The 14715-nt window shown below is 48.4% G+C and carries 15 protein-coding genes; 3 read left to right on the top strand and 12 right to left on the bottom strand.

The features are described 5' to 3' along the window. Positions 1–63: 63 nt before the first annotated feature. On the top strand, positions 64–468 hold the full coding sequence (locus ACQG2Q_RS20560) for an H-NS family nucleoid-associated regulatory protein (RefSeq protein ID WP_001287391.1): 405 nt from the start codon (positions 64–66) through the stop codon (positions 466–468). Positions 469–1074: 606 nt separating this feature from the next. On the opposite strand, the gene ACQG2Q_RS20555 is transcribed toward ACQG2Q_RS20560, so the two are convergent. The 12 genes from ACQG2Q_RS20555 to ACQG2Q_RS20500 all read right to left on the bottom strand — a co-directional run bounded on the left by ACQG2Q_RS20555 (position 1075) and on the right by ACQG2Q_RS20500 (position 10913). Further along, positions 1075–1932, bottom strand: coding sequence for an HNH endonuclease signature motif containing protein (locus tag ACQG2Q_RS20555; RefSeq protein ID WP_000784387.1), 858 nt, complete (start codon positions 1930–1932; stop codon positions 1075–1077). A 15-nt stretch (positions 1933–1947) separates the two neighbouring features. Further along, a complete protein-coding gene (locus ACQG2Q_RS20550) occupies positions 1948–2256 on the bottom strand; it encodes a hypothetical protein (protein WP_001224686.1) in 309 nt (102 codons plus the stop codon). Positions 2257–2804: 548 nt separating this feature from the next. Beyond that, positions 2805–3230, bottom strand: coding sequence for a hypothetical protein (locus ACQG2Q_RS20545; RefSeq protein WP_000278471.1), 426 nt, complete (start codon positions 3228–3230; stop codon positions 2805–2807). A 252-nt stretch (positions 3231–3482) separates the two neighbouring features. Then, complete coding sequence (locus ACQG2Q_RS20540) at positions 3483–4298, bottom strand: HNH endonuclease signature motif containing protein (protein ID WP_001641519.1); 816 nt, start codon at positions 4296–4298, stop codon at positions 3483–3485. A 12-nt stretch (positions 4299–4310) separates the two neighbouring features. Further along, entirely contained in the window at positions 4311–4721 is a 411-nt protein-coding gene (locus tag ACQG2Q_RS20535; RefSeq protein ID WP_000985909.1) for a hypothetical protein, read from the bottom strand. Between the two features lie 100 nt (positions 4722–4821). Continuing rightward, the gene (locus tag ACQG2Q_RS20530; protein WP_000134171.1) at positions 4822–5028 is read right to left on the bottom strand and encodes a hypothetical protein; all 207 of its coding nucleotides are present in this window, start codon (positions 5026–5028) and stop codon (positions 4822–4824) included. A gap of 60 nt (positions 5029–5088) precedes the next feature. Then, positions 5089–6414 (bottom strand): type II toxin-antitoxin system HipA family toxin, encoded by a 1326-nt coding sequence (locus ACQG2Q_RS20525; RefSeq protein WP_000088044.1) that lies wholly within the window; start codon positions 6412–6414, stop codon positions 5089–5091. A gap of 4 nt (positions 6415–6418) precedes the next feature. Continuing rightward, positions 6419–6712 carry a helix-turn-helix transcriptional regulator gene (locus ACQG2Q_RS20520; protein WP_012477377.1) on the bottom strand — a complete coding sequence of 98 codons (294 nt, stop codon included), beginning with the start codon at positions 6710–6712 and terminating at the stop codon, positions 6419–6421. Between the two features lie 400 nt (positions 6713–7112). Then, complete coding sequence (locus tag ACQG2Q_RS20515; protein ID WP_000083579.1) at positions 7113–8501, bottom strand: hypothetical protein; 1389 nt, start codon at positions 8499–8501, stop codon at positions 7113–7115. A 4-nt stretch (positions 8502–8505) separates the two neighbouring features. Next, entirely contained in the window at positions 8506–9003 is a 498-nt protein-coding gene (locus ACQG2Q_RS20510) for a membrane protein (RefSeq protein WP_000340139.1), read from the bottom strand. A 202-nt stretch (positions 9004–9205) separates the two neighbouring features. Then, positions 9206–9862 (bottom strand): trypsin-like serine protease, encoded by a 657-nt coding sequence (locus ACQG2Q_RS20505; RefSeq protein WP_426759262.1) that lies wholly within the window; start codon positions 9860–9862, stop codon positions 9206–9208. Between the two features lie 658 nt (positions 9863–10520). Next, the gene (locus ACQG2Q_RS20500) at positions 10521–10913 is read right to left on the bottom strand and encodes a hypothetical protein (protein ID WP_000341066.1); all 393 of its coding nucleotides are present in this window, start codon (positions 10911–10913) and stop codon (positions 10521–10523) included. Positions 10914–11833: 920 nt separating this feature from the next. Here ACQG2Q_RS20500 and ACQG2Q_RS20495 point away from each other — a divergent pair. Together ACQG2Q_RS20495 and ACQG2Q_RS20490 are read left to right on the top strand one after the other, a co-directional pair. Continuing rightward, on the top strand, positions 11834–12820 hold the full coding sequence (locus tag ACQG2Q_RS20495) for a hypothetical protein (protein WP_000211823.1): 987 nt from the start codon (positions 11834–11836) through the stop codon (positions 12818–12820). Continuing rightward, the gene (locus tag ACQG2Q_RS20490) at positions 12817–14577 is read left to right on the top strand and encodes an ATP-dependent helicase (protein ID WP_031942310.1); all 1761 of its coding nucleotides are present in this window, start codon (positions 12817–12819) and stop codon (positions 14575–14577) included. The genes ACQG2Q_RS20495 and ACQG2Q_RS20490 overlap by 4 nt, the downstream gene beginning before the upstream one ends. Positions 14578–14715 lie beyond the last annotated feature (138 nt).

Raw genomic sequence — 14715 nt, 5'->3', positions numbered from 1 at the left:
TTTCCTTATAGAGTGTATTATGATTAAGTAAATCCTTATCAAAGAATTAGAAAGTGAGGTCGTATGTCTGAAGCACTCAAATCGTTAAACAATATTCGTACTCTTCGCGCCCAGGGCCGCGAGCTGCCTTTAGAAGTACTTGAGGAAATCCTCGAAAAGCTTAATGTCATTGTTGATGAGCGTCGTCAGGAAGAATCATCCAAAGCTGCCGAACTGCAAGCTCGTCAGGAGAAACTTGACGCCCTGCGTAAGTTAATGGAAGAAGATGGTATCAACCCGGAAGAGCTGCTTGGCTCATTCCAGGCCAAATCTACGGCTACCAAGAAAAGCCGTGAACCACGCCCGGCCAAATACTCATTTACTGATGAAAATGGCGAAACAAAAACGTGGACTGGACAGGGCCGTACCCCCAAAGCTCTGGCAGAACAAATTGCAGCCGGTAAAAGTCTTGATGATTTCCTGATCTAACTTTTGCCACCAGTTTTGATAGAGGCCACTTCGGTGGCCTTTTCTCATACGGAATCAATTTCAGGTACAGAACATATGAAAAATTCAGAACCTAAGAGCTGTGATCCCTATGTGGACAGTTTGATTAGAAATGCAGATGCAAAGGAAGCCAGGTCATTTCTCAAAATATTGAAGCCCTTACCATTCCTTATCGTTATCATCGCTGTATTCTTTTTTTGGGTATCGTTTTCCCGTTTATTATCCCAGGTCGCGTAAAACCTTTTTAAAGACTCTTCTTTACCAGATATGCTCCCTCACCGGGATGGTTTCAACCTCTTCAGTTTCCCATATTGGCAAAACCTTCAGGAAATAAGACGATACCCTCCACGCTTTCCATTAAAGCGGGATGACGACGCCCAGTTCTTACGACCAGACTCCACGTTTTCGATTAGGATGCCTTTGGGCCCTTCTAACGAGGCCACCTCAACAACTCGCACTTTCCGGATCAGTCTTGGATCCACTTCTTCCCAGATCTGGCCAACTGTAATATCTTTTTGGGTTTGCATTTAATCTCTCGCTGTCATTTAGTGAACAAGACTAATCCTCGCCGTGGTTCAGCTTATGGCTTTATTTACGCTGACGATCCTTAGCCTTAAATTTTTGCCATCGTATCCGAAGGTTTTCGATGTTAACCGGAACCTGCATGCGTGTCGTCTCTATCTCATTCCCATGCCATTTCAGGAGATCATCATCCAACTCCCGGGCCTCCCGGCTGAAGTAAATTTTCATAGTGTCAGGGTTTATGGCGCAATGGTCATTGTCGAACAGTGTATGGATATCACGGCGAAGTAAAATTCCGTTCGTTACGTCGGGAATGCCTTCTTCATGACGTGGCGTTAAGTGCGCGGCCTCAGTACGCCAGGGGGACCTTACGCCGGTGACAACACATCGCCCGTAGCAATTCAACCTAACATCCCGGGCGAAAGGACCTTGGTCAGGACTGGTGACAGAAGTACATTCCTGGCCCTCTTTGTAGATACGCTTCGGGAAGTCGATAGTGGTTTGAGCTGTTTGGGAAAGTGACACATACGTAACCCCTTTGTATCTCTTTATCCCACCATTAAAAGTGGTAGGAATCGAGCTGGTTATGGCCACCAGTTTCACATCGCCCATTTCGACGATCTTAAGGCTCTTATTAGCGGCTACATGTAACTGGATGAATTTACCTACGTACACATCATGGTTCTCATCTTGTCTTTCAACACACAGAACGACATGGTCGAAGGTTCTCTTGTCAGAGATTACCCAGTTGCCGGTTTTCACACGGCCTGCTTCACTCACCCCTGCGGTAAGATCGGGTATGAGCGTCCCCTGCATGCCGTCAGTTCGAATTGAAAGAATTTCACCCGATAAACCCAGCTCTGCAAGCTCACTAATAAACGGTCTTTTCATCCGGCTTACCGGTTTTGGCTTCGTCATTTTCATCTTTGCTGTAACACCTCAGTACCCCATTGCTCGTTCCTGGCGGGACAGCCGTTCATCAGCAGCCTGAAGACGCTCATCACGCCGCCGTGCTGCCAGAACCCGTCGTTCTGAAAAAGACATAGCCGCTACGTTTGGTACGCTGAGCTTACCGTCACCGGCACAAACGTCACAGCGAACATCAAATGCTCCGGCAAAATACTTTTCACGCATTTCTGGCTCCCACTCAGCCATTTCTGATTGGGTGAATCCATTTTCAAAGGCCGGGTTTTCCATGGTCCCGTGGCCTTCGCACTGGTGACAGATTATGTACTTAAATTTGCGCATGTAACGCTCCTGTATATGATGGATGAACCACTCTCGTTCAGGGTTATGGCGAAATGTTTATCGCCGCAGCGAGAGATTCAGTCTTGCTATCAATATTCCTGAAGGTTGTCCGCCTGATTTCAGGGAAAGCATTCATTCACTGGCCGGTTCTACCTTATTATTCATACAGATTAAAGTAGTTGTGCCTACTACTGCGGTCACCTTCCTTGACAAAGTAAGCAAAGTTTGAAAAATTTAACACCGACGAAAGGCCATACCTTCGTTAGTGTGCGAAAGCCGCTTGCGAGCGACGGAATAGGTGAAAGCTTTAGTCAGGGTTAATTACCCTGTCTGCGGTGATGGGATGGCTCAGGCGTATATCATCACTCCTTCCAAAGTCCGTACACACTCTTTCAGCCTTTGCAGAAATGCAGGGGCTGTTTCATATCAGACAAGCGCAATGAAATTTTCAAATGCTTTCCAGAAATTCAAAGGCCTTAAGCTTTATCTGTATCTTACGGTCCCCGCACGGAAAGTAACTTTCCTGAACAGGAACCGCCTTGCCAGCCTTAACTTTCTAAACGGTTAAAGTTACACCAGGCTGTAAATGGTGAAACAGTTTTTGAAGCCCATGAAACACCGCTGTCGGAAAGATAACTAGCCCCAAGACGTCTAACTTCTTTTTGATGTAGAGCTAATTCTTTCGGATCGGCAATATCTTCCACCACGCTCATCATGGCAATCTGAACTCCGGGAGATGCCATTTTATAAGCTGTCGAGCTTGCAACTGAATTTTTCAGGATTGCCAATCTTTCTTTTTCTGGTCGCCCGTTGTCAGACGTATTCGCGTACGTTGTACCCGCAACTAACAATGGAAGACTGGCGTTGGCACAGAACTGCATAACGCGTTTTTGCTGGAGCTGTAATTCAGTGGCTGCAAATGCTTTACTGCATCCGAGGATCCCGATAATCATCACTAATGCTGTTTTATACATAAAATTGAAACCGTCCTTATTGAACTTTAAATGTTGCGGTTAACACTGTGTGGAGATGTATGGACTGGATAATACCCACATGCCTGCGCCTGCCAGTATACCGGCTCAGGTATTAAACCTAAGAGATCTGGTGCACCGGATTTTACCTTTTCATTTCGGTTTTATCTTGAGCCTGGCTCTTGAGTTTAAATTTAAAGGTATGGCGCATGCAGGTTTCACTGACGGGTTTTCACACATCCCGGCTGTAACCCATCATTGTTCATGAGCCAGGCCCTGGTATCCTGCCCAGCGTACGGCCAGCCGCTCTAAGTCCAGATCGTACACCAGCGGTGTGATTTTACGGCCTTCAAACAGCTCGCCCAGCTCAATGCCTGGCTTAAAATGAACGGTCAGGGTGGCCGGATCTATGCCCATAAGATCGGCATCAAACAGAGCATGCATTGTTGGAGTCATCAGGATGCCATTAGACGGATTGTACCGGGTTCCATGTTCAATGTGTGCCGCATCCAGGACACCGCCATTAACCCAACCGGTTACCGCACAACGGCCCGCGAAATTCTCGATGAGCAGAGCTTTAAATTTACCCTGTGCCACGCCACTACGTTGCGTCACTACGCGCTCGCAGTGCTCACCCTGGATATCTACGTCAGGTTTCCGCTTTGGTTCGCTGGTGGCCGTCTCAGCTTGTTTTAGGGTGGAACGTGGATAGGCCAGGTTATATGCTGCGCCTGTGGTCATTTGCTCGATGACCGCAGGTGCATAACCTTCTGCTTCCAGCTTACGATATGCAGCCCGGTAGTCTCTTTGGGTTTTCAGCGGGTATATCTTTCCGCCTTTACCATCGAAAGCGATAAACCAGAAATCGTCCGTGCCAGTTTCCAGATTTCTGCAACGTTTCAGATGCCATCCGCCTTCTCTCGCCCAGATGGTACGGTTATTTCTGGCATTCGTTTTGTCATAACCGTTCTCGTCAAGCCAGCTATCAAAGCTGGTCAGCCCCAGATCCTGAACCTCCAGAGAAGGCACTCGAATGACCTGCAAGGTATGGCGGGGTCTTGGCTCTCTCATCTTGATCTCTTCCTAGCGCTGGTCTGGGAAATACGGATATTGCGGGCCATATTCATAGTCATGCGGGCCTGGCTCAACTTCCCAGAATGGACGGCCGCTAATTGTCTTTGGACCGCGCTCGTTTACGATGTCTTCTACATCCTGAATATTAAATGGCATCGTTGCCAGTAACAGCTGATCTTCGGGTGTCAGCGTCACAGTTGCACCGTCGATACGGCTGTAAAGGTCGGCAAACTGTTTACCTGCACCGTGCAACCGGTGCTCCGCTACACTTCTGATTGCGTGTAAGTCCAGCTCCGCCGCTTCCATGCGATCCACGTATAGTTTCATTTCTTTACGCAAAGCGCTCAGCTCACGGGCTTTAATAAACCCGCAGGCGTACCCACCCAGGGCGATAACTGCAATGATTGCTAAAATTGCCATTTTTTTCTCTCACGTGATTGCGGCCGTTACTCTAGTCTTAATGTGAAGTCTGGGAATTCGCTGGATGTTAAGTACGTTTTCATCCCCAGACTGACAGATGCTAAGGCGCGATCCCAACACTCCATTTGTAAGTATCAGGCCCATCTTCTCCGCTGGTGGCATCTGCTACAATCTGTGCATAACGTTCTCCAGCAAGTTCTCTTACCATCTGATCCACGACCCATTGCAGATGATGCATTTCATCGGTTCCGCCGTAACGACAAGCCAACTCAATAGCCCGCTCTATTCTTTTTTGTTCTTCAGTCATACTGAATCCTCACGCTTACATCAGCTATTCTGAAAACATGCACACTATAAATTGCGGCTGTCATTTCTCAGCCAGGCGCCTGCATTGCTGCCTCATTCCATCAAAAATACTTTCCGCAAGCTGCTGGGGGAACTGGTCCGGAAGAAGCCCGCTAACACGTTCAATGACACCCGGGGTTCTGGCGATGATTTCCTCTATCATCGCCTCTGTCTGCTGTTTACTCAGGCCGGTTATCTCACCATGCCTGATCCAGTGGCGTCGTTGTATTCGATATATCTGGTAATAGTTGCTACTGCCACGTACGGCCATCGCCAGTTTGCACTTCTGCCAGGATATCTGATTGTTCCCATGACCGATCACCGGCCATGCCGACAACACATCATAGAGTGGTGTAAGGTGATAACGTCCCTGTGGCCCAATAGAAATACTGAAATTTTTAGCGTGGCCATCTGTTGCGGCCATCATCCAGAAAACTATCTGCGTCATAAAAAACTGCGCTTTGTCACGCTCAGCACGGTCTGAATTACTCAGAACTTCCATAATTTCCGATATACCTGGCCCGCCGTCCGCCTGATATTTTCGTAATGGCGAAATGCCCAGGGCCTGACACATATCCTCCTGGGGTAAACGAATGATCCATTGTCCGTTTCCTGACCATTTTCGGTCAAAACGTTCTACCACCAGCGCTTTCTGATCTTCAAAGTGAGCAATCTGCGTTCTTGCCACGGGGAGCCCGTACTGTTCGAGAAGTACCGAGCAGAGCCATTCATTTTCAACCGACGAGCGCATGTCGGCTTTCATGTTCCCCACAAGTCCGAGCGGTAGCTTGAATATATGCGTCGTTGGTGTATTACCCTCCGGCATACACCACCGATCTTCATGCCACAGTAGGGCTGTTTTCTCCTGAGCACCGGCAATAGATAAACGTAAGTCGTCGTTATCTTCTGGCCTGCCCGGTAGCAATGTCTCCGTGGTATTACGCAAAGTTGCCGCAATTTCTGATTCAGTAAGCGGGTGATACTTCACGGAATATAAATCTGTGGGTTCATCTCCGTCATGAAGCAGCTGTATCGCGCCCACGCAGTCTTTTCCCAGCTCCGTCAGAAGATCAAAAGGCTCCAGGCTATCGGCCTTGTAACGCATTGCCAGACGTCTGCGTATGCCTTCGCTGTCCGGGAGTAAATTATCAAAATAGTCACGTACCACATTTCCACGCCAGACCTGGTTCCCGGGAGTAAAAGGAAGGGACAATGACAGCGGCCTTCCCTGTTCGTCTGCACTCCAGTCAGGAAGGTATTGTAAGCTGTCTACCCCTTTACTTTTTTCCCAGTATCCGACTTTGATTCCGTTCATCCAGATTGCCAGACGCTGCTGTTTCCGGCTCATATCGTTACCATTTCTCCTGTCGTGCAGGTGAGTTTGATTTAAGCATTTCTTCCGTCTGCTTCCCCTCTGAAGAGGCGGTTGTCGAGGAGAAGCTGATTTTTACGCCCAGGATAGAAAACACCTTGAATAGCCGTTCAATGCTCGCACTGGCAGGGTTGGCTTCCAGACGTGAGTATGTCTGTTGAGTGACCCCTAACCTTTCGGACAGGTCTTTTTGCGTCAGGCCATTCGCCTTGCGAAAACCAATGAGCAAGGGACGCAACTGGTTGAGCGTGTTTAACGGGTAATCATTATTGATCATAAGCTGGCCTCAGTAGTTCCTCTGATACACCTTGTACGCTGTTTTCTAAACATACACCCTAAAAGCTGTAATATCAAATTAACAGCCTAAAAGCTGTTAAATAGAGAGTACAACCTTTAGGCTGTTACTAAGTGGCAGCATAAATCTTTATGAGGTTTGATATGAGAGAACTATCAATAATAAGCCGTTACGCTCGTACAGCATCCGGTAAGAGAGCTGACAGATCAGGATCATCGGTAAACGAGAAGCGGAGTATCTTATGGCCCTGTTGTGAGCTGTATAAATAACTACGAGCTACTCTCTGCCTCGGGGAGGAGGCAGAGAGAGTATTAAAAGCAAAGGCAGACATTTTTAGCAGCTGGTGGGCTATGGGGTTCCGGAGGTGCTCCGGTGAATGTTACTTGACTGGCAAGTTTCCTGCTCTGATGGTCAATGCCTCGATGCTGTCTATATTGTTCTGAAGCCGTTCCAGTTCTGCCTTTTCAATACCGGCCCAAAGCTTTAAGTGTCGCTGATAAAGGGACCACTTGAGTGAGTGAAAACCATTCCAGGCCAACCCCATCCAGGAGGCGTAATTCGCATTGAGAATATTGCCGGTGATATACATTTTACCTGCGTTAACAGCACTGGAAGTTCCATAACCCAGGGCAAGCATCATCCGGAAGCGTGGATTTAGCCGCAACGGCATGGTATCCAGTAAGGTCTCCCCAAAAGCTCCTTTTCCCAGCGATACCTGTTTCGCCACATAGAAAACCCGCATCAAAACTTCCATTATGCTCATCGGAATACTTGTCACGATAAACTGACGAAAGTCATACCCGTTGACATACATGTACTCTATTTGTTTGCCGAAGTTAGAACTCCCCACAGGGATCCCCTCAAGCATACGAAGTAGCCCCATAAAAGGAGCCGGTAACCCCATGCCACGGTTTCCTTTTGCTGAGGGGGCATTAACATCCGATGCCAGGTGTCCAAACATTCTGGCGATGAGCCTGAAAATATTGGTTTCGTCTGTAACGCCTTTACTGGAAGGATAAACCACGATCTGTCCATTCTGAACCACCGTACAGGTCCCGTTCAGCATATCCTTTATACCGAAAATAATGCCCAGTACGGGATCGTGTGACAAAGCTCTTAAGCGGTGATTTGTGGGAGACAAAACGCCACCGGCCGCACCCACTAAATCGCTGCTGATCGAACTGTCTGGTGCCCCTATAGGGAACAAATCTGAGAGTTTTGTACTCAGGTCCTCCGGCAAAATGGCATTGAAGGCTTTCTGCACCTGTTTATTGAAAATACCATCCACTTCTGCCGTAAAGCTCACCGTAGGTTTTGGCGGGGCTCTGACGCAAAGTAAATCCAGCATGGATGCTATGAGCCCGCATCCGCAGGCAATAGCATAATCCCAGGCGTCGAGTGCGTAGCGATCATTAAATTCTTTAATATGATTCTGGATCCGGGCATCTACAACAGCCAAGTCATCCGTGGAGAGTATTGTGGCCAGTCCAATATCACCGCATACACGCTGGTTAGCCTCGCTATATATAGTCTTGAGACCAGTAGAATGCATGGCAGTATCTGAAGGGGTCATTTCTCGCAGATGATGTTCTTTAAGCGCCAGATGCTCCGCTTCATCAAGTTCAGTGCCGCTGATTAGCCCGGTCAACTGTGCCTTAAGGCTCTCTATATCACTGTTAATTGTCTCGTGAGCGTTCGCGATATCCTGACCACGGAGCTGAATATAACGGATGGCCCTGAACTCATCATCATAAGGAGACTGACTCATGTGTTTACCTCACCGCGACCAGGCTACCTTTTGGAGCTTTCTTAGTAAGCATGTCGATTGTTGCCTTGATGCCAGCAATTTCTGCCTTAAAATATTCCGCATTCGACATCAACCTTTCCTGAACTTCGTAGAGCTTTTGGATGGCCTGACTAAGGGCGGCTGTCAGTTTCGCATTTTTTTTGTGTTTCACTATCGCGTACCCGCCAATCCCTAACACAGCTACAGGTGCGGCCAATACCGCAATGCCTGCAACCATACCGCCACCGACGATAGACCCTGCTGTAGCGAGCCCGGAGGTTATGCCTGCTGCTGACACTCCCGTTGTACCAAGCGTATAGAGAGCACCGAAGGAAGCCGCTGCGCCTACGCCTGACCCCGCCAAAGCTGCTGCGCCCTCAGTAATACCCGGGAACTTATTTTCAAGCGCCTGAAGAGCACTTGTAACTTCATCCATTGCCTTCTTGCGAATTTTTTCGAGCTCTTCAGTTTCGGTAGCGTCCATTACAGGCCTCGTATTCATAACTTGCTGTGTGATAGGTGAAAAAGAGCACCATAAAAGTGATGAAGAAATCATGACTTACTATTGTGGCACTTTCGAGTTCATGTTTGTCAGTTTCAATGCTGTTGCTGTTAGTAAGGGCAGACGCCATATCGGGCAGACCCAAAATAACTATCGTGCCAGCGTCATTTTGGAACTGACTTTGCTAAAAATCAGTAGCGGACTGAACAGACATGTGTAGATTTGAATCTGGGCAGGTTCCAGACATTATTCCAACCAGACTTCCAATGACAAAATGCTCGTCATTCTCGGAGACGACATAGGGTCCACCAGAGCAACCATCGGTGTTGAAATGTGCTATTACAAAGCGAGTTGTGAGATGTTGGGGAGAATGATTTGAGCAATTTAAAGGCCAAATGCCTGAAACTTCACCAGGGAATGTCGAAATTGTTGTCTCATTCATTGGATATCCGACACCCAATGTACCCATGCCAGCTGCGGGAGCCAGGACCTTAAAGTAACTACTTACAGGCTGTTGTATTCCAGCTGGTAATACGATTTCTGCACTGTCAACAAACGGAATGCCGTCTTTAAAGTCTGCCCTGTCATTAGCCTCATTGAGAATGAAATCGACTAGAACAGGCTCTTCGTTCACCAGTCCTTGATGGTTAAGAAATTTGACGTAAAGTTTAAGTGTATTGCTGACGGGATAAATTTTTCCAAGAGCATTGGTAACAACATGGGCTGCGGTGAGAATCTTTTGCTGCTGACCATTATCGAAACCAAACGCAGTTGCTTCGAGATGGCTACTAAAATGAGGATCATTGCTTACATAGATTTTACAAACGTAGTTTTCAAACATTATTTCCTCCTTTTGCCGGTACCTAATCAGTTACACGGCTGCATGTTATAAACAACTAAACTCGCTTCCTGATATTTGAGTTTGTATGTTTTGCCAGGCACCAGCTCACCTCTGAAACACGGTTAGTCTCCTCCATGACATGGTTATGGCGATGGTCAGAAACTGTTATCGACGAAAGGCTGGAATTCCTTTAATGGCATTATCCATTTCAAGTCGTATGTCCTGAACGGGAGCGTATATTTTTATGATTCCAGATCTTAACCCTGAAACATTCCCCGTATCAAAACTGACCCGTTACAGATAAGTCACCACCGGTGCTGTCGATTAATTTAGTGAATTGCATGTCCTCATCCCATAAAGGGTAGGGCCTACCCCCGGCATCGAGCAAACCTGACCACCCTGCCCTTATTAAGACCCCACATGCGGCAATGGTGCCCTGTCCACGCCGCCCGCGAACTTTGAGGAAATGGGGAGAAAATAAAAAGAAAACAAAAAGTTATCGGCTGAAGTACCGGCGCAGATCGGGAATCAGGCGAAGCCTGACAGCACGTTAGGGCCTGGCAGGGGGCTTGAGGGATGAGGACATGCAATTGTGATAACCTTCCCGCCACGGGGTCGGTTAAATTCGTATCCTGCCGGTGCAATTCCAACGGCCGCGTTACCAGTTCGCCGGGTAGCATGGCCAGCAAAGCCAGGCATCGAGCACCCGGGTTTCACTGACGGCCGCTGCATAGACGCCGGTATCCGGGAAGAAATAAACCGGGGTGGCGTTGTTCAGCTGGTCGCCTTCATCGGCCAGAGCGCCGATCACCTCATGAGGCTTAAGCAGCATATCCGTTAAATATTCATCCGGGTGGATGGCATTCAGCGATATGGCCATCTCCAGAAATTCATCCAGGGTATGGCGGGTACGATACCCCCGGAAAACCTCGTATGAAGGCGTGACGCATTCACCATCCAGGGAACAGGCATCGTAACCGGCCAGCTGCTCTTCGGTGAGTCCGGAGGCATGCTTTGCCACAAGATTCGTAAATTGCTCTTTATCGTCCATCACAATCCTTACGCTGTAGGGGCCTGTTTGTGTTATCACTGCTTCCGGTTTTTACTTCGCACAACCCGGCAGGTATCCGGTCGCCCGGGCGTCCTTTGCGGTCTTGTTCGCCCTTCGCCTGAATTACGTCAAATCCCTTTCACTACCCGGCCGCAGGGTGACACCTCCCCTTTTCTCCGGAAGCGAAAGAGGAAGAACAGTTTAACAGCCCGGATCCTCAATAATTTTCGCGTAACGGACTAAATAACCGGTTTATGCAGCTTCTGATAACCACAGACCGCGATAGAATAAAACGTCTGGTGAGGAACCGGAGTGTTATGTAAGCGGGGGGTTTAACTGGGTATCTGTGTAGTCCTATTTAGCCAGATATCCCGAATAAAAACCTCAACGATTAGGTAAACGAAATGGATGGATTCTGGTCGATGTTCTGTTTGTTTGTCGTGGTAGTTTCACTGCATAAAGCCCTTTCTGTAGCAGCAGCACGAGCAGACGCAGCAAAATTAAATATGCTTCTCAGAATGAGAAAGTTTAAAAAGTAGCTTTCAAGACATCTGAGAATTCTTTTAAATCCTCAGAGGAAGTTATATGTTTAGGCTATTTGCAAACTAAGGTTGGAATTCCATCATTCTAGCCTTAGATCTTTGATCAAGTGAAGTTGCTCACTTGGTTGGATTTTACCGTTTCCTGACGGCTTTTCAGAAGCGAGGGCTGGTTGGAATGCCTTCCAGCTAGAAGTCTTGCAGATGCTCTCCGGGCATTAACTCATTGTCGAATCTGCACCAGTATCACTAGGTTGTTGAGCGGGCGATTAGCTTTTTCACTGAGCCGCTGTACACTCGACTGCTTCAAGAAGCACTACTTACCATTTGCCTGCCGTAAGGTCTGTTCTTAGCTGGATTTTTTTGGGAGGATACGCAGTCATGACAACTCAATCCAGCTCAATACAATACGCTTACGCGCTAGACGGCGAGGGCACCCTCACGCACATTGGCGCTGCCCTGCGCTCACATACTTACACCTGCCCAGGTTGTAAGAGCCCCCTGACCCCGGTAATGGGCGAGTTCAACGCTAAGCACTTTCGCCATTCGGAAGAATGCTGTGCCCTTGAAACCTATCTTCACAAGTGCGGCAAAGAAGCATTCTTCTATCGCTACCAACAAGCTCTCAGCCGTGAAATGCCTATTAGCCTTGAGCTGGAGCGCCGGGTTGCCTGTAATGGTTCTCGTTTAGCCTTGGTTAGAGACGAAGCACGTCAGTGCGTAAAATCCGTGCCTGCACGCTACAACTTGACTCAATTTTTCGATCAGGCAGAGCTGGAAAAACACGATAAGGTCACAGGGCTGCGACCAGACGTGATGTTGTATGATACGACTGGCGAAAGGCGTTGCTACGTAGAGATTTGTGTCACACACCCCTGCTCTCAAGACAAGATCGAAGCCGGTATCCCGATTCTTGAGTTTAAGGTCCAATCTGCCTCTGATATTCAGATGTTGCTTACCGGGGCCTACTCGATCAAGGAGAAGATCCTGAGAGTATTCAACTGGCTTCCCCCGTTTCAATCTGTGGACACCTGTAGCGGCGTCTGCTCAGTAGGTAACGTGGATATGTCTGTCTGGAGTTTAAGTGGTTCCGGCCGACTCAACGAACAAACGATGCCGCTCGCTGAAGTGGATTTAACAATCAATTCTGACGTGAACACATGGCCTAGATCGTTAGGGGCCGCTGAGCTGGCTGATAACTTACGAGCTTTTATCCGTCACGCCGATCCTCATTCACTATTTCCCAACTGCATTATGTGCGAGCAAGCAGGCCGATGGGAGGATGGCTATCTGCAATGTCACAGTAAGGCAAAGATCGTTCCCTACACCGAGGCCCGTCAGTGCGCCAATTACAAGGTTAAGGCATGACCAAAAGACTGACTTGGGAGCAGAAAAGTATTGTCAGCCATGACACCGGACATGCGTTGGTAAAAGCCGTACCTGGTAGCGGGAAAACAACCACACTTGTAAAGCGCGTTGAGCGGCTGGTCAAGACGGGAACTGATCCTCGCTCCATTCTGATCCTGATGTACAACAAGTCGGCGCAGGTGAGCTTCACGGAGAACTTGAAGACGGCACTGATGTCGAGCGTGATTCCAGAAATCCGCACGTTCCACAGCTTGGCCTTAAAGATTGTTGGTTACGGAGAACGCCAACAGATAATCAAGAAGAAAGACCTCATTACTCCAAGCGACTACCGCTATGAGCAACTGGTAAAGCAAGCCTACCGCTATGGCTTTGACCATGAGGCGAATTATATTGACCCCAATGAAATTGAAAACTTCGAGCTGTTTATTGCTCGCTGCCGGGCGGCGGCCGTAACTCCTGTTGATGCTGCCAATGATCCAACGTTCAGCAACATCAAACGGGAGTTTATTCACGCCTATGGCCGCTATTGTGAGCTGCTGGAGGAAAACAGTCTGCGAACCTTTGATGACTGTTTGATTGAGGCTGTCGCACTGTTGCGTAATGACAGCAGCCTTGGTGCCCACTTCAAGCACATCATTGTTGATGAATATCAGGACGTTAACCTGATACAGCATGACATGACCCGCTTGCTATCTAAGTCGGATACGTCGGTTATGGCTGTTGGTGATGTTAACCAGTGTATTTATGAGTGGCGTGGTGCTCGACCAGACTTTATCGGCGGACTGTTTGAAAGGCACTACCCGAATACGAAGGTGTTTCAACTGTCATGCACGTTCAGATTTGGCCATGAGCTTTCCTTGATGGCTAACTCGGTAATTCGGCGCAACTCTACAAAGCTGACCAAGCTTTGTGTCAGTCATCCTAGCACCCCCAAAACAGAGGTCAGATTGCACTTTGATAACTGCCTATCCAAGGTGCTATCAAACCTCTCGGTGAGCAGTGGAACACAAGCCATATTGTCCCGCACTAAGGCGAACCTTGCTGAGGCGGAAATTGCTTTACGCCTGTGTGGGCTACCTTATCGCTACCTCAATGGTTCAAGCGCATTACACACCCGCACCGAAATCGGGATACTGGTAGTTGGCGTCTTGCTGTCTGTGTACGGCGATCTGCGGCTACTGGAAAACCATCCCAACAAACAAGCGATTGTTTACGGCTTTCTGAAGGAGGCTGGTTTTAGATGGCAGAAAGGGCAATTCAAAGCGGCGCTCAGTGGATTGATGGCTCCGCACGCCGACCTATGGTCTGCTCTAGGTCAGTTATTCGAGGGCGCACAATACCAAAAAGATCGGCTGGGCAGGCTCGCCACTATCTGCCAGAAAGACGGAGAGGAAACGCCTGCTATCGATGTGTTACGACGCCTGAGTATGGAGGGTTTCATTGATAGTGTTGGCTCTGAGGGTGTAACTCGCACTGGATCGAACGACCAGCAACGAGGGGTCGTGAGGATCGGGGAGCTACTTGACTCCAGTAAGATCGATTCCCGCACGTTTTTAAACCTTATCTTGAATCCAGGCGAGGCTGCTACTGACTGCGATCCCTTCATCCTTTCCACACTGCATGGTTCCAAGGGGCTGGAGTGGGATAACGTAATACTGATCGGGGTCGTCTCAGAAAACGGAATCTATGGTCACTCCCGTTTTTGCAACACCGATTTTGACGACAAGTTGGCTTGCTTGAATCTATCCGGCGTCTGAATGGGATTTTATTCCCGCGCCTTGATGAGTTCCGCGCCTGATGAACCTCCAGAAAATATACGGCTTCAATGAGCCTTTCCGTTTTACAGGTTCCTCAACAGGCCGGTGGGCCGTTAGTATCATCAATATCAGTATTCG

Origin of the sequence: Enterobacter cloacae complex sp. 370H10 (assembly GCF_050031535.1) — a bacterium.
GTDB classification, from domain to species: Bacteria; Pseudomonadota; Gammaproteobacteria; order Enterobacterales; family Enterobacteriaceae; genus Enterobacter; species Enterobacter intestinihominis.
This window is presented reverse-complemented; position numbering and strand designations above follow the sequence as displayed.

Coding starts and splice junctions, on each gene's coding strand:
- ACQG2Q_RS20550 (WP_001224686.1), bottom strand. CDS start 2,256: ATGCGCAAATTTAAGTACATAATCTGTCACCAGTGCGAAGGCCACGGG.
- ACQG2Q_RS20555 (WP_000784387.1), bottom strand. CDS start 1,932: ATGAAAATGACGAAGCCAAAACCGGTAAGCCGGATGAAAAGACCGTTT.
- ACQG2Q_RS20545 (WP_000278471.1), bottom strand. CDS start 3,230: ATGTATAAAACAGCATTAGTGATGATTATCGGGATCCTCGGATGCAGT.
- ACQG2Q_RS20515 (WP_000083579.1), bottom strand. CDS start 8,501: ATGAGTCAGTCTCCTTATGATGATGAGTTCAGGGCCATCCGTTATATT.
- ACQG2Q_RS20500 (WP_000341066.1), bottom strand. CDS start 10,913: ATGGACGATAAAGAGCAATTTACGAATCTTGTGGCAAAGCATGCCTCC.
- ACQG2Q_RS20525 (WP_000088044.1), bottom strand. CDS start 6,414: ATGAGCCGGAAACAGCAGCGTCTGGCAATCTGGATGAACGGAATCAAA.
- ACQG2Q_RS20535 (WP_000985909.1), bottom strand. CDS start 4,721: ATGGCAATTTTAGCAATCATTGCAGTTATCGCCCTGGGTGGGTACGCC.
- ACQG2Q_RS20490 (WP_031942310.1), top strand. CDS start 12,817: ATGACCAAAAGACTGACTTGGGAGCAGAAAAGTATTGTCAGCCATGAC.
- ACQG2Q_RS20510 (WP_000340139.1), bottom strand. CDS start 9,003: ATGGACGCTACCGAAACTGAAGAGCTCGAAAAAATTCGCAAGAAGGCA.
- ACQG2Q_RS20505 (WP_426759262.1), bottom strand. CDS start 9,862: ATGTTTGAAAACTACGTTTGTAAAATCTATGTAAGCAATGATCCTCAT.
- ACQG2Q_RS20540 (WP_001641519.1), bottom strand. CDS start 4,298: ATGAGAGAGCCAAGACCCCGCCATACCTTGCAGGTCATTCGAGTGCCT.
- ACQG2Q_RS20560 (WP_001287391.1), top strand. CDS start 64: ATGTCTGAAGCACTCAAATCGTTAAACAATATTCGTACTCTTCGCGCC.
- ACQG2Q_RS20530 (WP_000134171.1), bottom strand. CDS start 5,028: ATGACTGAAGAACAAAAAAGAATAGAGCGGGCTATTGAGTTGGCTTGT.
- ACQG2Q_RS20495 (WP_000211823.1), top strand. CDS start 11,834: ATGACAACTCAATCCAGCTCAATACAATACGCTTACGCGCTAGACGGC.